Source organism: Guyparkeria sp. WRN-7 (genome assembly GCF_001641825.1).
Classification (GTDB): Bacteria; Pseudomonadota; Gammaproteobacteria; order Halothiobacillales; family Halothiobacillaceae; genus Guyparkeria.
On record NZ_LRFH01000002.1, the window covers coordinates 130,031 to 149,239 of the forward strand.

A 19,209-nucleotide genomic window follows, 5' to 3' on the forward strand; every position below is an offset into this window, starting at 1 on the left:
GATTTACGCGCCCCGCACCCGCGTCCCCCGGAAGCAATCGGCCCGCCCATCAGGCATAATGCGCCCCCTTCGATGACGAGATAGCGCGAGAAGCACGCTATCCCCAATGCAGCCGACTTCCCGGGAGTTGCCGACGCCATGCTTTTTTCGCAGATTGCCGCCTTCGACCTCGCCGACTGGCCCGAAATGTCCCTGGAGACGCTTGTCGACAAGCTGGCCGAAAAGCGATTCGCCCCCACCCTGTCGCAACAGGTCGAGTCGATGGGCTGGGCGCCGGTGGTCGACGAGTCCCTCGCGATGGAAACGGACGGTGCCTTCGGACTGCTGTTCCGCCGCGAGGAACGGGCGGTCCCGCCGCGGGTAGTACAGGACCATGCCGCCAAGAAGCTTGCCGAGGAATCCGGCGAGCGCGAACCGTCACGTGACGAATTGCGCCAGGCCCGCGAATCGGCCCTGCTGGAGCTCCTGCCGCAGGCCTTTCCCCGCCAGGCCGAGACCCGGGTCCTGATCGATACGCGCAACAAGCAGGTGTGGCTGGCAAACGCCGCCGAAAAGCGCAACAGCCAGATCAGTTCCCTGCTGCGCGAGACCCTCGGCCAGTGGCGCATCACGCCCGCCTTCGGCTCGGAGGAACATGGAAGCCGGCTGTCACGCTGGCTGCTGGAAGGGCCGCCGGCGGGCTTCGAGCTCGGCGACTCGGCCAAGCTGCTCGAACCGCGTGACGGCGGCACCATCACCGTCACCCGCCTCGGCCTGCCGGACGAGAACGTGCTCGCCCACCTGCGCGACGGCATGACCGTCGAGCAACTCGAACTCGTCTGGCGCGACCGGCTGCGCTTCACCATGCGTGCCGACGGCCACCTGACCAAGGTCAAGGCGCTCGACACGCTGGACGACGAATTCGACGACGATGGGCTCGACGATCCGGCCACCCGCCTGGAGGCCGAGCAGCGCCTGACGCTCGACGTGCTCCGTGAGCTCACTCGCGTTCTTCACGAGGCGCTGGCGCGTCCCGACGCCAACTGACATCGAGCCCGCGCGACGCGGAGCCCGCCATTTGGCCCCGCGAGCGCCCGCCCGCATAATCTCGACCAGAACACCGATGGCCGGACCGGCCGCTTCCGATCCGCCACCGAACCGGGCCGATGTCGGCCCCACCCCGGAAACCGATCTTCGACAGGAAACCGCATGACTGATTCAGCCCAAGCCGCTTTCGCCCTGACCGCCGTGTCACCGCTCGATGGCCGTTACGCCCGTCACACCCGGGCGCTGACCGAATGTTTCAGTGAATACGCCCTGATCAAGTACCGGGTGCTGGTCGAAGTCGAATGGTTCAAGGCACTGGCCGACGAGGCCGCGATTGCCGAGGTGCCGGCCCTGAGCGACGAAGATCGCGCCTCGCTCGACGCGATTGCCGAGACGTTCGACGTCAACGCGGCAATGCGGGTCAAGGAGTTCGAGGCGACCACCAACCACGACGTCAAGGCGGTCGAGTACTTCCTCAAGGAGCAGGTCGCCGATCATCCGCGCCTCGGCCGCACCAGCGAGTTCTTCCACTTCGCCTGCACCTCCGAGGACATCAACAACCTCGCCTACGGCCTGATGCTGAAGAAGGCCCGCGAGGAAGTGATCCTCCCCGAAATCGACGGCATCGCGGACACCCTGCGCAAGATGGCACATGAGTGGGCAGCGGTTTCCCTGCTCTCTCGCACCCACGGCCAGCCGGCCTCGCCGTCGACCATCGGCAAGGAAATCGCCAACGTCGTCGCCCGCCTGACACGACAGCGCCAGCAGATCGCCGACGTCGACCTGATGGGCAAGATCAACGGGGCCGTGGGCAATTTCAACGCCCACCTGGCCGCCTACCCGGAGGTCGACTGGCCGGCCTTCTCAAAGCGATTCGTCGAGGGGCTGGGGCTGGCACACAACCCGTACACCATCCAGATCGAACCGCACGACTACATCGCCGAGCTGTTCGACGCGGTCGAACGCGCCAACACCGTACTGATCGACTTTGCCCGTGACATCTGGGGCCAGATCGCGCTGGGCCACTTCAAGCAGCGTCTGGTCGAGGGCGAGGTTGGCTCGTCGACCATGCCGCACAAGGTCAACCCGATCGACTTCGAGAACGCCGAAGGCAACCTCGGGGTGGGCAATGCGGTCATGGGCCATCTCGCGCGCAAGCTGCCGATCAGCCGCTGGCAGCGCGACCTGACCGACTCGACCGTGCTGCGCACCCTCGGCGTGGGGCTGGGCCACTCGCTGATCGCCTACCGCTCGCTGGCCAAGGGCCTGTCGAAGCTCGAGATCAACGCCGATCAGCTGGCGGCCGAACTCGACGGCAACTGGGAGATCCTCGGCGAGGCGGTGCAGACCGTGATGCGCCGGCACGGCGTCGAGAAGCCCTACGAGAAGCTCAAGGCGCTGACCCGTGGTCAGCGCGTGGACGGTCCGGCGATGCGCGCATTCATCGACGGCATCGCCGAATTGCCGCAGGAAACCCGGGATCGACTCGCCTCGATGGCCCCGGGGGACTATATTGGCAATGCGAAGGAGATGGCCGAGCGCATCTGACCCGCCAGGGACCGGCGCGACAGGCCGCAGCCGCTGGCGGCGGCATCAAGACCAGGGAGATCCGCCATGGCCCTGCCCGATAACTGGAGCGAGTACCTGCTCGAGCACCCGTTGCCGGTCCGACGGGCCATTCACCAGGGCATCCGGCGCGAGTTGCAGACCGAGTCGCCCGACTTCCCCCGGCTGGTGGGATGGCTGCGGCGTGACCCCGCCGCATCGAGCATGGTGCTGGGGGCCGCGGCTCGCGGTCAGCGCGAACGCCAACGCAGCGCCCCGCACAATCTCGAGCACGCCTTGTCGCTCCTGGGGAGCAACTGGGTGCGCCGGCATCTTCCCGAGATGCCGGTCCTCGAGGACACGCTCACCGATCCGACGCAGCGGGCCGGCTATCTGGCCGCGTCCTCGCGCGCGTTCCGCGCCGCGCGACTGACCGAAACGTGGCTGATTGAGCGCCGGGAAACCAGCGTCGAGATGGTCGCCATCGCGGCGCTGCTGCATAACCTGATCGAGCTCGCCCTGTGGCGGGACGAGCCCTCTCTCGCGCGCCGGGCGCTGAGCGAGTCGCGTCGGCAACTGATCGACTTCACCGCCGCGCATGGCGACGACAATAACCTCGAGCAATGCTTTTCCCTGGGGCATGCCTTCCAGGCCGTACTGGCTGACGTCGGCATCGACCTGGCCGAACTCGAGCATGCAATGACCGAGCGTTATTACCTGCCGGTCATGCTGTTGGCGGAAGAAGCCAGCATTCCGGTTCTCGGTTCACATCATCAGGCCATCCTGGTCCTGGCACGCCGCCTGGCTTTCGCCAGCGAGTTCGGCTGGCACCATCCGGTCGTCCGCCGGCTTACCGTGATGCTCGGCGAGCAGTTGCATCTGTCGCCGGACGCCGCCTGGCACCTGACCGTGAACAAGTCGATCCGCGATGCGCGCGAGTTCGCCGACATCCCCATGTACCACCCGGCGCACATGCTCGTTCAGCACGACGACGGCCGCGACCGGCTCTGGCCGTTGCCCGCGGACTACGGACTGGACGTCGCAGACAACGATTATCACGCCGCGAAACGCAGCCCAAAGCCTCGATCCTCCAGTCGCCAGTTGGGCGACATGATTCGCAGACTCGCCACACTCGCGGGCATGAAGGAAATCGCGCTCTACAGCAACGTGTCCGAAACACAGGCCCGACGGCGATTCCACTGGCAGGGACAGAACGAAGCCGGCAGCCTGCCCGAGACGATCGATCTGCAGGCAAGCCCGCTGCTGCCGCGGCTTCAGACGCGGCTCGAGCCGTTGACCATCGACGCCGACAACGTCGACCGTCTCGAGGGCTATCTGGGCAAGGCCCTCGCGGAGGCGGGCCGCACGAACCTGATCATCGCGCCGCTCGCCGTCGACGGCCAGCTGGTCTCGACGCTCTGTTGCCGGGGCGACTCCACCCTGCCCCGCGCGTCAGTGCTCGAGACCATCCAATCTGGCCACTCGACGACGTCCGGCTGAGGGCGCCCCACCCCCTTTACGCTGCGCGCAGACGGGCAAGCGCCCAGCGGATGTGACGATCGACCTGATCGCCGGCCTCACCCAGGCCCGCCTCCAGGGCTGCCACTGCCTCGGCGACGCCGGGCGTATCGGTCGGGATGTTACCCAGCGCGACGGCAAGGTTGCGCCTCCACCGTCTCCAGCCGATGCGACGAATCGCCGAGCCTTCGGTGCGTTGCAGGAACGTCGCCTCGTCCCAGCGGAACAGCGTGACCAACTCCGGCGCATCGAGCCCGTTTCGGGCATGAAAGTCGGCGTCTTCCGTCTGCCGCGCAAAACGATTCCACGGACACACCAGCTGGCAGTCGTCGCAACCGTAGATGCGATTGCCGATCATGGGTCGCAGGGATTCCGGGATGTCCTCGTCGGCCTCGATGGTCAGATAGGAAATACAACGGCGGGCATCGACCACGCCGTCGGCGACGATCGCACCGGTCGGACAGACATCGATGCAGGCCGTGCAGGTGCCGCAGTGGTCGTCGACCGGCTCGTCCACCGGGAGGTCGAGATCGAGAAACAAGGCACCAAGAAAGAACCAGGAACCGCCACTGCGATTGAGTACCAGCGAGTGCTTGCCTTTCCAGCCCAGTCCCGCTTTTTCGGCCAATCCGGTCTCGTAGACGGGCGCCGAGTCAACGAAGGCCCGGTGAGTGAAAGGGCCGATCTCGTCGCTGATCCGGCGGGCCAGCTGAGCGAGGCGCTTGCGTACCAGCTTGTGATAGTCACGCCCCAGGGCGTAGCGACTCACGTAACCCAGGGCCGGATTTCCCAGCACATGTCGCGGCCCTGTCGTTTCGGGCGGCAGGTAATCACGACTGACCATCAGCACCCGGCGGGTGCCCGGCACCAGTTCCTCGGGCCGAAAGCGCAGTAGCCCGTGACGTTCGAGGAACGTCATCGAGCCCGCGTTCCCGTCAGCCAGCCAGTCCCGGAACCCCTGCTCGTAAGCGGAGAGGTCGGTGTCGGTGACGCGGGCATCGGTGAAACCGAGTTCCTCGGCCCAGGCCAGAATACGCCGCTTGAGATCCTCGGCTTCCACGCTCAGGACGCCAGCCGTTCCGCCATCAACATGCCACCGCGGGCGGCAACCAGGCAAAGCATCACCGTGCCGCCTGCATAGGCAATCGCCGAGAGCCACTGCTGGCGCTCCAGCAAGGCCAGCGTATCGACCGAGAAGGCAGACATGGTGGTGAAGGCACCCAGAAATCCGGTGAGAATCGCCAGACGATACTCCAGCGGCAGCTGCCAGCGAGCGACCAGCCAAACACCCAGGAATCCCATCAAGGCCGAGCCCAGCACGTTTACCGAAAAGGTCCCCCAGGGGAAACCACGCCCGGCCAGATGCATGAAAAACGAGGTGACCAGATAACGGGCCATGGCGCCGAGCCCGCCCGCCAGACCGATCAGCAGATAGAGCTTCATGCCGTTTATTGCCTCCAGTGTTGGTTCCCACCCTCAGACGGCCGGCCGATCCGGGCGGCGAGCGTAGCACGCCCACCTGGTCCGATCGGCCGACCTGATGCCGCCCGGCTGGCCGTCAGTCCACGGTTGCAACTCGGTCGAAGTGTCCTAAGCTCGGCGTCAGGCAACACCAAGTCGAAAGGCAAGATATCAATCGAGCCGTTTGAGTGCCTAGCGTTCCGAGAATCGTCTCAATCCAGACAACGTCAAGGAGATCGCATGAAGAAACTGCTACTCGCCACCACCATTGCCGGACTGTCCCTCGGGCTCAGCGCGCCGACGATGGCGGAAGATGATCAGTACGAGGCCTACCAGGCATCCGTCGATGAGCGCGGGGATTCCGGCGTTTCCGGCACGGCGATCTTCGATCCGGAGAACGGCCAGATGACGGTTGTCGTCAACGCCGAGAACGCCGAAGGCATGTCGGTGGGCATCCATCGCGGCGTCTGCCGTTACGCGGAAGACAGCGAGGGCGCACCGGAAAACCTCGCCTTCAACAAGCAGCCGGAGTTTCAGTGCACCCCGTTTCAGGACGGCCAGTCGATGACCACCATCGACATCAGCATCGAAGAGCTGATGGGCCAGCCGCGCTCGGTTGTCATCTATGACGGCAACACGATCACTGCCTGCGGCAATATCCAGTAACTCCCGTTGATAACGACCGCACGACTAGAGCCCCCGCTATCGGGGGCTTTTTCGTTGCCATCCACGCATAACGCTCGGCCCCTGAGTCACTTCGCGACCTGTGCCACATTGTCGCGTACGTAATGCGGCACGGCCGCGTCGGGCGGCATCCACCGCTCCTCGCCCAGCCGTTGCAATTGCGACAGAGCGTCCCGGGCATGCGGCAAGGCGTCGGGGTCGCACAGGGCGACGACAGCCGATTCGTTCATGTCGGGATAGCGCCCGAAACCGCTCCCGGCGGCGATCAGTGGCAGGGAGGCGTCAAACCGCCCGGGGAAAACGGGCTTGGTCACGGCTTCCTGCTCGAGCACTTCCAGCTCACCCGAGGCCCCGGCACGATAGACTGCACGATAGATCTCCCCCATACGGGCGTCGATCGCCACGCGGATCTCGGCACCCTCGCCGGGATCGCCGGAACGCCGGAACCGCTGCCAAGCCCCCAGGGCGAGACATTCCAGCGACGAAACTCCCGCCATGGGCAAATCACGGGCCATGGCGATGCCCTGCGCCATCGCTGTCGCAATGCGCACGCCCGTGAATGAGCCCGGCCCGCGGCCAAAGCCGACCAGGTCGAGATCGGCAAACCCAATGCCGGCCTGCTCCAGCAGTGTCTCGGCCATGGGCAACAGGCGTTGGGCGTGGCCACGCGGTGCGATCGCGAAATCGGTCACGATCCGGTCATCCGCCGCCACGCCGGCGGTACAAGCCTCGGTCGAGGAATCCAGGTAGAGAACGTTCAAGCGGGCACCTGTGGAGCGGTGGGATCAAAAACAACCAACCGTTTGCGTCGGCGTGCGGATTCTACCGGCAGCCACTCCACTTTCCCATCCGCGCCAAAAAAGTGCCGCCCGACGACTCAGCTGTCGTCGGCATTCTGGCCGGGCTGCCAGTGACTGCGAATCTCGTTGAGCAACCACTGCGTCGAGCCATCGAATTCCCCGTCGGGTTGGTCGGTGCCGATAAAGGATTCGAGCTCGTTTGCCATCTGCTTGCCCAGCTCGACACCCCACTGGTCGAAGGAGTCGATCTGCCAGACCGCACCCGCCACGAATACCCGGTGTTCGTAAAGTGCCAGCAAGGCACCCACCGCTTCGGGGGTCATCTGCGGGAACAGGATGGTGTTGGAGGGCTGGCCGCCCGGGCAGACGCGGTGAGGAGCGATCTGCTCGATGGTCTGTTCGTCGGCACCCTCGGCCCGCATCTGGGCCTCGACCTCCTCCTGCGTGCGCCCCAGCATCAAGGCACGGCTCTGTGCCACCAGGTTGGCGAGCAACTGACGTTGCTGGCTGCCGATCGGCGAGTGCGTTCGAATGGAGCTGATGAAGTCCGAGGGAATCAGCCGGGTCCCCTGGTGCAACAGCTGGTAGAAGGCATGCTGGCCGTTCGTGCCCAGCCCGCCCCAGAGGACCGCACTGGTGTGCGAGTCGACCGGCTGGCCATCGATGCGGACCCGCTTGCCGTTGGATTCCATCATCACCTGTTGCAGATGCGCGGGCAGGAAGCCAAGCCGCGTGCCGTAGGGGAAGATGGCGAGCGAATCGGAACCGAGGAAATCGGCATTCCAGACGTCGATCAAGCCCAGGATCAACGGCAGATTATCGCGTCCCGTGTTCAGGCGGAACTCCTCGTCGAGGGCGTGCGCCCCATCGAGCAGGCGCTTGAATCGATCCATGCCAAGATAGAGCGCGATCGGCAACCCGATGGCAGACCAGAGGGAATAACGCCCACCGACCCAGTCCCATATCGGGAACATGTTGGCAGGGTCGATACCAAACTCGCGCACACGCTGCGTGTGGGTGGAGACCGCGACGAAGTGCTTGGCGATCGCCTGCTCGTCACCCGAAGCCTCGAGGAACCAGCGACGTGCCGAACGCGCATTTGCCAGCGTTTCCTGGGTACCGAAGCTCTTGGAAGCCACCACGAACAGCGTGGTCCGCGGGTCCAGCACGTCCAGCTTGGAGGCCAGGTCACTCGGCGCGATGTTCGAGACGAAATGCACCCGCATGCCCCGGTCCGCGTACGACCCGAGTGCCCGGCAGACCATCCGCGTGCCCAGATCCGAGCCGCCCACGCCGATGTTGACCACGTCGGTGATCGCATCGCCGGCATAGCCGCGCCATTCGCCGGACTGCACGGCCTCGACGAAGGTTTCCATGTGGTCGAGAACGGCGTTGACCTCGGGCATGACGTCTTCGCCATCGAGGTAAATCGGGCGATTGGAACGGTTACGCAGGGCGACATGGAGAACGGCCCGATCCTCGCTGCCATTGATGTGCTCGCCGGCGAACATCGCGTCGCGCAGCTCGAGCACCTTGCGTTCATCGGCCAGGGCGATCAGGCCATCGATGACATCGTCGGTAACCCGCTGCTTGGAATAGTCGATCGACAGGCCGGCGGCGTGACCACTCAGCCGGTTGGCGCGCTCCGGGTCGGTGTCGAACCACTCGTTCGGGTGACGGCGCATGTGTTCGGTCGCCTTGACCTCGAGCAGTTGCCATATCGGGCTCATCCGGCCGACATACCGTTCCTTGTGCATCAATCCTCCCCAGGGATCTTGAGGTTGTTTCGCCAGCGGTGGGAATCGGAGTCGAACAACCGGTCGGCCTCCGGCGGGCCCCAGCTGCCCGCCGCGTAGGTCGGGATGTAGTCCCGCTCGACCGCCCAGTTGCGCAGGATCGGATCGACCACCCGCCAGGCCCAGGACACCTCATCATACCGAAGGAACAGGGTCTGGTCGCCGTTGATCGCGTCGAGAAGCAGGCTGGCGTAGGCATCCAGATTGGGGGGTTCCGGACCGGTGTAGCTGGCATCCATCTGCACCGTTCGCGTGCGCATCTCCAGCCCTTCGGTCTTGATCTGGAGCTCGAAACGGAAATTCTCCTCGGGCTGGATGCCGATCAGCAGCCAGTTGGGCGCGGTGTTGGCTATCTGTGTCTCGCGGAACAGCTGCTGGGGCGGCTCGCGAAAGCGGATCGATATCTGCGAGTGGCTCTTGGAAAGCCGCTTGCCGGTACGCAGGTAGAACGGCACGTCACGCCAGCGCCAGTTGTCGATGTAGAGCTTCAGGGCCGCATAGGTCTCCGTCACCGAATCGTTGGGAACCCCCGGTTCATCGAGATAGCCGGGCTCGTTCACCCCTTCCACCGTCCCGCGCGCGTACTGGGCCCGAAACGCCTGAGCATGCACGCTGCGATGAGAGATCGGCCGGATGCAGCGAAGCACCTTGACCTTCTCGTCCCGCACCGCTTCGGCATCCATCGAGGCCGGCGGCTCCATCGCCGTCAGGGCCAACATCTGCATCAGGTGACTCTGCACCATGTCGCGCAATGCGCCGGCCGAATCGTAATAACCGCCCCGGCCCTCGATGCCCTGCTGTTCGGCATGGGATATCTGCACGTGGTCGATGTGATTGCGGTTCCAGAGCGGCTCGAGCAGCAGATTGGCGAAACGCATCACCATGATGTTCTGCACGGTGCCCTTGCCGAGGTAATGGTCGATGCGGAATATCTGCCCTTCGTCGAAGTACTGGTGCAACAACCCGTCGAGCGCATGGGCACTTTCGACATCGTGACCGAACGGCTTCTCGATCACGGCGCGTCGGCAGCCCAGGCTCTCGTCCGTCAGCCCACAGGCACCCAGGTTCCGGCAGATTGCCCCGAACGCCGATGGGGCGACCGCGAAATAGAACACCACGCAGTCCGGGAATTCGGCATGCTCGATGCGATCCGCGAGATTCTCGAAGCAGCTGGTTTCGTTGATATCGCCATTGTGAAAGTGAAGCTTCGGCAACAGGCGTTCGATTGCGTCATCCGAAGCGCATGGCTCGTCGCCGCCGGCGAGACAGAGACGACGGACCTCCTCGCGCCAGGCATCGTCGTCCCAGTCCCGCCGACCGAAGCCGATGATGCGGGTACCCTCGGCCAGGCGCCCCGCTACCTCGAGCTGGTAGAGGGCCGGCAACAGCTTGTGGCGCGACAGGCTGCCGGTCGCGCCGAATATGACGATCGTGACCGGTTTGGGCGGATTGCGTTGATCGGGCTTGCGCATGTTGATGGTTCCGGCAGTTGCAGTGGCGTCAGGCGGCGTTGTTCGCGTCAGTCGTCCCGTCGCTCGACCGCATGACCGCCGAAGGCGTTACGCATCATGGCGAGCACACGATTGCCGTAACCCTCGTCATCCTGGCTCGCGAAACGCATCTGCAGGGCCAGTGTCATCACCGGTGCGGCGACGCCGAGATCGATCGCCTCGATCGCCGTCCAGCGCCCCTCGCCCGAGTCCGCGACCTTCGGCTGGATCGCCTCCAGGCTCTGGCCCTCGTTCTTCAGTGCGTCGGCCGTCAGGTCGAGAAGCCAGCTCTGCACCACCGACCCCTCTCGCCACAGCTCGGTCACCTGGGCGAGATCCAGATCGAACTCTTCCTTCTTGTGCAGCACGGCGAGCCCTTCGGCCATCGCCTGCATCATGCCGTACTCGATGCCGTTGTGGATCATCTTGACGAAGTGGCCGGAGCCGGCTGGCCCGACGTGACCCCAGCCGCTGTCCGGGGTGGGAGCCAGTACACGAATCGCGGGCTCGATATGGACAAAGCCGGCCTCACTCCCGCCGACCATCAGGCTGTAGCCGTTCTTCAGCCCCCAGACGCCGCCGGAGGTGCCGCAGTCGAGGAAATGCACACCGGCCTCCTCCACGCGCGCCGCATGCGCCATGGTCTCGCTGTATCGCGAGTTACCCCCGTCGACCAGCACGTCGCCGGGTTCGAGTTGCGGCAGGAGCCGCTCAATCGCCGCTTCGGTGACTTCGCCGGCCGGCAGCATCAGCCAGACCACGCGCGGTGCCTCCAGAGAGGCGATGACGTCGGCCTCCGTGTAGGCCGGCACGACGTTGTCCTCGTCTCGTACCAGCTCGTCGATCGGCTCACGGCTGCGGTTGTGCGCCACCACCGTGATCCCACCGCGGGAAAGGCGGCGGGTCATGTTGGCGCCCATGCGCCCGAGACCGAGAATCGCGAGTTTCATACCTGAATCACCCTGAGTTCGAACCAAAACACGGAAACGTGGTGACGGGTGTGGGCCCGTCACCGGAACGACGACGATTGATCATGCAATGTCCGGGCCACGCCGAGCGGCGCGGCCCGCGCCTCACACACAAGCCTAGACAAGGTGGATGCGATTTCTATGACACTGATGACAACCGCATTCGCGAATGAACCTCGCGTCGGGAGACACCGATGCAACCTCGCTCTTGAAGCCCCTGTCTGCTGGCGATGGGGCAAGAAGCGAGAGAAATCGATATAATGCCCGCGAATTTTCTCGATGCATCCGACCACATTCCACGGGCCAACCCCTGGGTCGGATGCCCTCTCCGGCCGCCGCGACCCCCGGTACGGAGCCGCCTACATCAAGCCGCGAGACAACAGACGCGATGACGACAAGCAAAGACAAGGACAAGGCCCTGCGCGCACGAGTGCGCCTGTTCGGCAACCTCCTCGGTGAAGTGCTGCGTGAGCAAGCCGGCGAAACCGTGTTCGACACGGTCGAGAGCCTGCGGCGTGGCTTCATCCATCTGCGCAAGAGCCACGACGAGGCGCTCTACCAGCAGTTGATGGACGAGATCGAGGGGCTCGACGCCGACAGCCTGAACCTGGTCGTGCGTGCCTACGGCTTGTACTTCAACCTGGTGAACATCGCCGAGGAAGACTATTCCCACCAGCACCGTCGCCGCCAGATCCGCCGCGGTCTTCGCCTCTGGCGTGGGTCCTTCTACGACACCATCCGCGGGTTCCAGCGCGAGGGCATGACCCCCGACCAGCTGCAGGGTCTGCTCGATCAGCTGGTGTACATGCCGGTATTCACCGCCCACCCGACCGAAGCCAAGCGCCGCACGGTGATGGACCTGCAGCGTCGGATCTTCCTGCTCTGCGGTGAACTCGACCGCCCCGAGGCGACGGGCGTCGAGCGCGAGCGCCTGCTCGACGAGGTCAAGTCGATCATCCTGGCCCTCCTTCGCACCAACGAGGTGCGCACCACGCGCCCTGAAGTGGCAGACGAGATCCGTCTGGGGATGTACTACTTCCGCACCTCGATCTTTGCGGCGGTCCCCAAGGCGTATCGCTACCTGGAGCGAGCGGTCAATCTCAATTTCAATGAGAACCACCCCGACAACCCGGTCAAGGTGCCGAGCCTGTTCAAGTTCGGCTCCTGGATCGGCGGCGACCGCGACGGCAATCCCTACGTGACGCACGACGTCACCATCCAGGCCGTCTGTCTCGCCTCGGAAACCATCATCAACGAGTACCTCGACCGGATCGAGACACTCAAGCGCATCCTGACCCATTCGTTGCAGCTGGTCCCGGAGATCGACTGCCAGCAGCTGCAACTCAAGACGGATGCCGAAGCACTCGACATGCTCGAGCGCAACACGTGCAACGGCGAGTTCTTCCCCGAGGAGCCCTATCGCCTCAAGCTGCGCGCCATTCGCCAGCGCCTGCGCTACAACCTCGCCTACATCCACAGCGAGCTCGACCGCAAGCCGGCCAAGCTGGATCCGCGCGCCTACCAGAGCAAAGACGCCTTCCTCGACGATCTCTACCGGCTGCGCGACTCGCTGACCGGCATCGGGGATCACCTCCTGGCCGAAGGCGACCTCAAGGACCTCATCCGCCTGGCCGAGACCTTCGGCTGGCACCTGGTCCGTCTCGACATCCGCCAGGAGTCGACCGAACACACCGAGACCGTGACCGAGGTCCTCAAGCAGCTGGCCCCGGACGTCGACTACGCCAACCTGTCCGAGGACGATCGCACCCGGGTGCTGGGCGAGCTGATCGAAGCCGGCAACCACCGCGCCGACTCGCTTTCGGATCTGAGCGAAAAGAGCCGCGAGGTGATCAAGGTCCTCGAGGTCAAGCGCCAACTGATCGACCACATCAGTCGCGAATGCTTCGGCACCTACGTCATCTCGATGACCCACTCGGCCAGCCACGTGATGGAGGTGATGTATCTGGCCTCGATCACCGGCCTGGTGGGCAAGAACGAGGCCGGCGAGTGGTTCAGCGACATCCAGGTCTCGCCGCTGTTCGAGACCATCGAGGATCTCAAGCACATCGAGCACGTACTCGGCCGCCTGTTCGACAACCCGACCTATCGTGGCCTGGTGAGCGCATCAGGAGACCTGCAGGAGGTCATGCTCGGCTATTCGGATTCCTGCAAGGACGGCGGCTCGCTCGCTTCGACCTGGAGCCTGTACAACGCCCAGAAGCGCGTCATTCGCGTCACCCGTGAGAACGGCATCGAATGTCGCCTGTTCCACGGCCGCGGCGGCACGGTCGCCCGTGGCGGCGGCCCGACCCACGAGTCGATCCTGTCGCTGCCGCAAGGCACGGTCGAGGGCCAGATCAAGTTCACCGAACAGGGCGAGGTGCTGTCCTCGAAGTACAGCAACAACGAGACGGCGATCTACGAGCTCACCATGGGCGCAACCGGCCTGATGAAGGCGGCCCGCCACCAGGTGGTGGCCGAGGATCCCGTCCCGCCGGACTACGAGCAGGTGGTCTCGGATCTCGCCCGCTTCGGCGAGGAGAGCTACCGCGACCTGACCGACCACACGCCATTCTTCTTCCACTACTTCCACGAGGCGACGCCGGTACGTGAGCTCGGCCTGCTCAACATCGGCTCACGTCCGACCTCGCGCAAGAAAGGCGACCTGTCGAAGGCCTCGGTGCGCGCGATCCCGTGGGTGTTCGGCTGGTCGCAGTCGCGCCACACGCTGCCGGCCTGGTACGGCATCGGCTCGGCCATCAAGCGTTGGCGCGAAGAAAACCCGGGTCGGGAAGACGTCCTGCACGAGCTCTTTGAGCAGTGGCCGTTCTTCCACAGTGTGCTTCGCAACACCCAGCTGTCGCTGACCAAGGGCGAGATGAACATCGCCCGCGAATATGCCGGCCTGGTATCCGACAAGGAGCAGGCCGAGGCGGTCTACGACAAGATCCGCAGCGAATACGACTGCACCGTCGAACAGCTGCTCGAGGTCGCGCATGCGCAGAACCTGATCGAGATCGACGAGTACATCGGCACCTCGATGAAGCGACGCAATCCTTATCTGGACGTGCTCAACCACATTCAGATCACCCTGCTCGCGCGCCACCGGGACGAGAGCGTGCCGGAGGGCGAGCGCGAGAAGTGGCTGCCGCCGCTGCTGCGTAGCATCAACGCGATCGCCGCGGGGATGCGCAACACCGGCTAGGACGATCGCGACGCCGAATCGTGAAAAAGCCACCGCTGCCAGGCGGTGGCTTTTTTATGGCGGGCGTTCACATCAGCCGGTCGTGGGCGGCAAGCCTGGCCCGGCTCCGTTCGGCCAGTGCGTCATCCAGCGCCCCGGTCGGCAAGCGCCACACCCAGTTGCCCTCCGAGGTGCCGGGGACATTGATGCGCGCCTCGGAGCCCAGCCCCAGCAAGTCAGCCACCGGCAGCATCGCCAGCGAGGCACACGACCCCAGGGCCGACTCGACCAGCGCATCGGGCATCGGCGTGGCCGGGTCGATACCCTGGAGCGCCTCCAGTTGACGTCGTACGCAGGCCCGATCGGCGTTGCCCAGCGACAACCACCAACCGAGCGTCGTGTCGTTGTCGTGCGTGCCGGTGTAGACCACGCTGTGTTGCCGATGCTGGTCGGGTCGGTGCGGGTTGTTCTCGCTACCGTCGAAGGCAAACTGCAACACGGCCATGCCGGGCAGACTAAAGCGATCACGCAAGGCCGTCACGTCCGGCGTGATCACGCCCAGATCCTCGGCCACCAGCGGCAGATCACCATCCCCGACCCGCTGCAGGGAGGCGAGCAACGCCTCCCCCGGGGCGTCCATCCACTGGCCGCCGGTAGCATCGTCGGCCGCCGCAGGGATTTCCCAGTAGGCGGAAAATCCCCGGAAATGGTCGATACGCACCCAGTCGTACAGCGCCAGATGGCGAGCCAGCCGCAACCGCCACCAACCGAAGTCGTCCTCCGCCATCCGGTCGAAATCGAACAATGGGTTACCCCAGCGCTGACCGGTTTCGGAAAAGTAGTCCGGCGGGACCCCGGCCACCCCCGTCGGTTGCCCGGCATCATCCAGCTTGAACAGCCGACGGTTTGCCCAGACGTCGGCCGAGTCGCCGGCAACGAAGATGGGCAGGTCACCGAACAGGCAGATGCCCTTCGACCGGGCCTGTTCCCGCAATGCCCGCCATTGGCGATCAAGCAGGAACTGCTCGAAGGCCACCGCCTCCATCTTGTCGCCCTGCTCCCGTTCAACCCCTTGCATGGCCAATGGCTCTCGATCGCGCAGCCCGCGAGGCCAGTCGAACCATGAACGCCCGCCCTGCTCGTCACGCAGGACCATGAACCGGCAGTAATCGACCAGCCAGTCGGCTTCTTCGTCGCGAAATGCCTCGAAGGACTGGCGCAGTGCCCGGCACGCCCCCACTCCCCGGCGCCGTTCGGTGACCGGGGTATCACGGTCGAAAGCCGGATCTTCGGCCAGGTCCCGTTCGTCGAGCAGCGTGGGCTCGAGCGCGAACGACGACAGGCACTGGTAGGGGGAGCCATCCGAATGCGTGGGGCCAAGCGGCAGCACCTGCCAGACCGACAGGCCCGCACGGGCCAGGAAGTCGAGCAGCTCGCGGGCCGCCTGACCGAACCCTGGCTCGCTAAGGCTCGCCACCGGCAGCAGCAGGCCGGCGCGGCGCCGTGTTGCCGGTGCCTCGCAATATCCGCCGGCTGCCGTCGTCATGCCTGCCCCCGGCGCATCGTCCCGCCGGTCTTCGGCCGCTCGTCATCCGGAACGGGTTCGCATACAGGCCTCTCCAGCGCCTCCGGCACGGGTCGACCGATCAATTCGTAGAGCCGCGCGAGCTGGAGGCGGAACAGCTGGTCGAAGTCACGCACCGCATCGGCCGGGCTGGTGTCGTCGAACCACCAGAACCAGTCCGACCCCTCGCATACCGCCAGCTGTTGCGCGTTGCGCCCCGCCGTCTCGTCGTCCCAGTCGTCGCTCTCCTCGGCGGCAAGATAGGCCTGCCGTGCCTCGACCAATCGATCCCAGGCCCGATTCTTGGCAGCCTCCCCGATCCAGGTGGCAAGGTTGCCGTAAACCCAGCTGCCGGCCACCAGCCCCCGCAACGTGACGGGCGCCGGCCGGCGCGAAAGGTACTCGGTGAAGGTGGTCATCGCTACACGCGGGTGGTCGGAGAGCCGTTTGTAGAGTCCGTCGAGCAGCCAGAACCCGTTATCGGGATAGTGCTCCCAGGCATTTTCACCATCGAGAATGATCGGCACGACCGGGGCCTCGACACCCAGGTGGCTGCAGGTGTCGGCGATCGATACCAGGTGGTGGATCAGGTCACCGACGGCATCGTCGGCGTGCCAGTTCTGATAGTCGAAACCGATACGATCGGACAGGCCGTCGTCGCGGAAGAACAGACGAATGGGCTCGTTTGCCAGCACGTAGGACTGATGCGGGCAATGCACCTCCTGGCGGGCGTGGTTGAGGCTGTTGCGCAGCACCTGCTGCCCGCTGGCCATCCAGTCGAATCCCGCCTCGCCCAGCAGACGGGCGGTGGCATCCGAGACCGCCCCCTCCGATGGCCAGCAGCCGGCCGGGTCGTGTCCCAGCAGACGGCGGAACACGGCCCGGCCGTGCTCGATGTGCCACCATGCCCGGCTCTCGCCTCCCGGATACGTATTTTCCTCAGGCTGTGGCGCACCCGGCTCGCTTTCGGTGCCCGCTCGCAGATCCTGCAGCAACGGCACGATCGGGTGTGCGTAAGGGGTCATCGACAGCTCCACCTGACCCCGTTCGGCCAATGCGCGGTAGCGGTCGAACAGCCCGGCGATGGTCTCACCAATCACCTCGAGCAAGCCGGCGCGGGAATCAGCCGAGAATGCTCCTTCCTGTTTGATCAGACGGGCGATCAACGGATGCGTCTGGCGCAAGGTCTCGCCACACCAGGCGAGGTGATACCACGTCGACAGGTCGGCCAGGAACGTGTCGCTCGCATATCGACCCGGCGTCGGGGTCACGCCGATGGCTTCGGCGGCCTGGATCAGGCGCGCGAAGGCGGGGAAGCGGTCGATCATCCGCTCGCGATTGGCGCGCTGTAGCGCAGCGAGCACCCTGCTGCGCTCCTCGCCGGCCAGGGCGGCCGGATCGATGAGACTCTTGAGAACGGGATCGCGCAGCGCTTCACTCGAGCCGGTCGCGAGGCACCGCTCGATCTGCGCCGCGTAGTCCTCCAGCTGCTCGAGCAGGATCGGCACGAAATTGACCACCGCGCGAGCCTTGGGCCAACGCTCCAGGTGCGCCGCCATGTCGGCGTAATCCTTGATTGCGTGCAGATACGTCCAGGGTTGCTGGTACACGCCATCGCGGGGATCGCGGTACTCGGGCTGGTGCATGTGCCAGAGAAACACCACCGGAAGCTTGTCTGTCATCACGCCCATCCCCAGGGTCGGCGGCGACGAATCGCCAGACGGTGCCTGTCAGCGCACCATGTGCAGTTTCTGGCCAAGCATCTGCGGCGTGACGAGAACCACGCCGTTCGGACTGACCTCGAAGCGCTCGCGATCGGCGTTGGCGTCGACCCCGATCTTCATGTCCGGCGGGATGATGCAGCCCTTGTCGATCACCGCCCGCCGGATCTCGGCGCCCTCGCCCACCTGCACGTTGGGCAGGATCACCGCATCCTCGACGTAGGCCTGCTCGCGCACCATCACGTTCGAGAACAGCAGCGAGTGGCGCACCACCGCCCCGGAGATGATGCAGCCGCCGCTGACCATCGAGTCGATCGCCGTTCCCCGCCGGCCATCCTCGTCGAAGACGAACTTCGCCGGCGGCAGCTGCTCCTGGTAGGTCCAGATCGGCCACTCCGTGTCGTAGAGATTCAGGTCCGGTTCCACGCCGATCAGTTCCAGGTTTGCCGACCAGTAGGAGTCGATCGTCCCGACATCACGCCAGTAGGACTGCTCGTCCTGACCGGGCTCGCGGAACGGGTAGGCAAAGACCTGGTGCTCCTCGATCAGCCGCGGGATCACGTTCTTGCCGAAGTCGTGCTCGGATTCCGGATCATCCGCGTCCCGGATCAGCTGCTCGAACAGGAAGTCGGTGCGGAAGACGTAGATGCCCATCGATGCCAGCGACTGGTCGGGCGAGCGCGGCATCGTCGGCGGGTTGTCAGGCTTCTCGACGAAACTGTGGATCCGCCCTTCGCTATCGATATCCATCACGCCGAACGAGCGAGCCTGATCGACCGGCACCTGGATGCAGCCGACCGTCAGGTCCGCCTGCTTCTCGACGTGATAGGCAATCATCGGCCCGTAGTCCATCTTGTACACGTGATCACCGGCGAGGATCAGCGTGTACTCGGCATCGTGGGCGCGCAGGATGTCGATGTTCTGGTAGACCGCATCGGCCGTACCGCTGTACCAGGACTGGTCGTTGACGCGCTGCTGAGCGGGTAGCAGTTCGACGAATTCTCCGCGCGCCACGTGGTTGCCGCCCCAACCGAGCTGCACGTGCTTGATCAGCGAGTGCGCCTTGTACTGCGTGAGCACACCCATGCGACGAATGCCCGAGTTGACGCAATTCGACAGCGGAAAATCGATGATGCGGAACTTGCCGCCGAACGGTACCGCGGGCTTCGCGCGCCAGTCGGTCAGTTGGCGCAGGCGCGAACCGCGTCCGCCGGCGAGCACCAGGGCCAGCGTATCCCGGGTGATGCGACTGACGAGTCGTTGGGGGCTATCGACAATCATGTGGCCAGACCTCTTGAGCTCCATCCATTGCGAGGTTCCCGCGGACCCATGCCGGCCCGCCGTCCAGATCAATCCTAGAGACTAGCGCATCCACATTTCGGTTGGATAACAAATTTCACGCCGACGCGAGGCGCATCGCCACGTCCCGGCGCGGCCGGCACACTCGGATTC

Annotated in this window: 14 protein-coding genes; 5 read left to right on the top strand and 9 right to left on the bottom strand. The window is 65.0% G+C overall.

Annotation, left to right across the window (positions count from 1 at the left end; translation table 11 throughout):
• Positions 1–138: 138 nt before the first annotated feature.
• From rdgC to AWR35_RS00865, 3 genes are all read left to right on the top strand, one after another.
• Positions 139–1,026, top strand: a complete 888-nt coding sequence (gene rdgC / locus AWR35_RS00855) for a recombination-associated protein RdgC (RefSeq protein ID WP_058574069.1) — start codon at positions 139–141, stop codon at positions 1,024–1,026.
• 162 nt (positions 1,027–1,188) lie between these two features.
• Positions 1,189–2,574: an adenylosuccinate lyase gene (purB, locus tag AWR35_RS00860; protein ID WP_058574070.1), complete on the top strand. Its 1,386-nt coding sequence runs from the start codon at positions 1,189–1,191 to the stop codon at positions 2,572–2,574.
• A 66-nt stretch (positions 2,575–2,640) separates the two neighbouring features.
• Entirely contained in the window at positions 2,641–4,071 is a 1,431-nt protein-coding gene (locus AWR35_RS00865; RefSeq protein ID WP_058574071.1) for a hypothetical protein, read from the top strand.
• A 16-nt stretch (positions 4,072–4,087) separates the two neighbouring features.
• On the opposite strand, the gene queG is transcribed toward AWR35_RS00865, so the two are convergent.
• Together queG and crcB are read right to left on the bottom strand one after the other, a co-directional pair.
• Complete coding sequence (gene queG, locus AWR35_RS00870) at positions 4,088–5,149, bottom strand: tRNA epoxyqueuosine(34) reductase QueG (RefSeq protein WP_082663816.1); 1,062 nt, start codon at positions 5,147–5,149, stop codon at positions 4,088–4,090.
• 2 nt (positions 5,150–5,151) lie between these two features.
• The gene (crcB, locus tag AWR35_RS00875) at positions 5,152–5,532 is read right to left on the bottom strand and encodes a fluoride efflux transporter CrcB (protein ID WP_058574072.1); all 381 of its coding nucleotides are present in this window, start codon (positions 5,530–5,532) and stop codon (positions 5,152–5,154) included.
• Between the two features lie 258 nt (positions 5,533–5,790).
• Between crcB and AWR35_RS00880 the strand changes: the two genes are divergently transcribed.
• Positions 5,791–6,216 (top strand): hypothetical protein, encoded by a 426-nt coding sequence (locus AWR35_RS00880; RefSeq protein ID WP_058574073.1) that lies wholly within the window; start codon positions 5,791–5,793, stop codon positions 6,214–6,216.
• An 86-nt stretch (positions 6,217–6,302) separates the two neighbouring features.
• Here AWR35_RS00880 and tsaB read toward each other — a convergent pair whose 3' ends face one another.
• From tsaB to gnd, 4 genes are all read right to left on the bottom strand, one after another.
• Positions 6,303–6,995, bottom strand: a complete 693-nt coding sequence (gene tsaB, locus AWR35_RS00885) for a tRNA (adenosine(37)-N6)-threonylcarbamoyltransferase complex dimerization subunit type 1 TsaB (protein ID WP_058574074.1) — start codon at positions 6,993–6,995, stop codon at positions 6,303–6,305.
• 116 nt (positions 6,996–7,111) lie between these two features.
• A complete protein-coding gene (gene pgi / locus AWR35_RS00890) occupies positions 7,112–8,791 on the bottom strand; it encodes a glucose-6-phosphate isomerase (protein WP_231723530.1) in 1,680 nt (559 codons plus the stop codon).
• Positions 8,791–10,302, bottom strand: coding sequence for a glucose-6-phosphate dehydrogenase (zwf, locus tag AWR35_RS00895; RefSeq protein ID WP_058574075.1), 1,512 nt, complete (start codon positions 10,300–10,302; stop codon positions 8,791–8,793). Before zwf ends, pgi begins: the two co-directional genes overlap by 1 nt.
• Positions 10,303–10,349: 47 nt before the next feature.
• Positions 10,350–11,270 carry a phosphogluconate dehydrogenase (NAD(+)-dependent, decarboxylating) gene (gene gnd, locus AWR35_RS00900; RefSeq protein ID WP_058574076.1) on the bottom strand — a complete coding sequence of 307 codons (921 nt, stop codon included), beginning with the start codon at positions 11,268–11,270 and terminating at the stop codon, positions 10,350–10,352.
• 406 nt (positions 11,271–11,676) lie between these two features.
• Here gnd and ppc point away from each other — a divergent pair, with 406 nt between their 5' ends.
• On the top strand, positions 11,677–14,493 hold the full coding sequence (gene ppc / locus AWR35_RS00905; RefSeq protein ID WP_058574077.1) for a phosphoenolpyruvate carboxylase: 2,817 nt from the start codon (positions 11,677–11,679) through the stop codon (positions 14,491–14,493).
• A 67-nt stretch (positions 14,494–14,560) separates the two neighbouring features.
• Here ppc and malQ read toward each other — a convergent pair whose 3' ends face one another.
• From malQ to glgC, 3 genes are read right to left on the bottom strand one after another with little or no spacing between them, the layout of a single operon-like run.
• Positions 14,561–16,018: a 4-alpha-glucanotransferase gene (malQ, locus tag AWR35_RS00910; protein ID WP_058574078.1), complete on the bottom strand. Its 1,458-nt coding sequence runs from the start codon at positions 16,016–16,018 to the stop codon at positions 14,561–14,563.
• Positions 16,015–17,718, bottom strand: coding sequence for a glycoside hydrolase family 57 protein (locus tag AWR35_RS00915; RefSeq protein WP_231723531.1), 1,704 nt, complete (start codon positions 17,716–17,718; stop codon positions 16,015–16,017). The genes malQ and AWR35_RS00915 overlap by 4 nt, the downstream gene beginning before the upstream one ends.
• Before the next feature lie 48 nt (positions 17,719–17,766).
• Positions 17,767–19,035, bottom strand: a complete 1,269-nt coding sequence (glgC, locus tag AWR35_RS00920) for a glucose-1-phosphate adenylyltransferase (protein WP_156413894.1) — start codon at positions 19,033–19,035, stop codon at positions 17,767–17,769.
• Between the last annotated feature and the right edge of the window lie 174 nt (positions 19,036–19,209).

Bases quoted from the DNA above. Each gene is read 5' to 3' on its own strand.
- rdgC (WP_058574069.1), top strand. From the start codon at position 139: ATGCTTTTTTCGCAGATTGCCGCCTTCGACCTCGCCGACTGGCCCGAA.
- purB (WP_058574070.1), top strand. From the start codon at position 1,189: ATGACTGATTCAGCCCAAGCCGCTTTCGCCCTGACCGCCGTGTCACCG.
- AWR35_RS00865 (WP_058574071.1), top strand. From the start codon at position 2,641: ATGGCCCTGCCCGATAACTGGAGCGAGTACCTGCTCGAGCACCCGTTG.
- crcB (WP_058574072.1), bottom strand. From the start codon at position 5,532: ATGAAGCTCTATCTGCTGATCGGTCTGGCGGGCGGGCTCGGCGCCATG.
- AWR35_RS00880 (WP_058574073.1), top strand. From the start codon at position 5,791: ATGAAGAAACTGCTACTCGCCACCACCATTGCCGGACTGTCCCTCGGG.
- pgi (WP_231723530.1), bottom strand. From the start codon at position 8,791: ATGCACAAGGAACGGTATGTCGGCCGGATGAGCCCGATATGGCAACTG.
- zwf (WP_058574075.1), bottom strand. From the start codon at position 10,302: ATGCGCAAGCCCGATCAACGCAATCCGCCCAAACCGGTCACGATCGTC.
- gnd (WP_058574076.1), bottom strand. From the start codon at position 11,270: ATGAAACTCGCGATTCTCGGTCTCGGGCGCATGGGCGCCAACATGACC.
- ppc (WP_058574077.1), top strand. From the start codon at position 11,677: ATGACGACAAGCAAAGACAAGGACAAGGCCCTGCGCGCACGAGTGCGC.
- malQ (WP_058574078.1), bottom strand. From the start codon at position 16,018: ATGACGACGGCAGCCGGCGGATATTGCGAGGCACCGGCAACACGGCGC.
- AWR35_RS00915 (WP_231723531.1), bottom strand. From the start codon at position 17,718: ATGACAGACAAGCTTCCGGTGGTGTTTCTCTGGCACATGCACCAGCCC.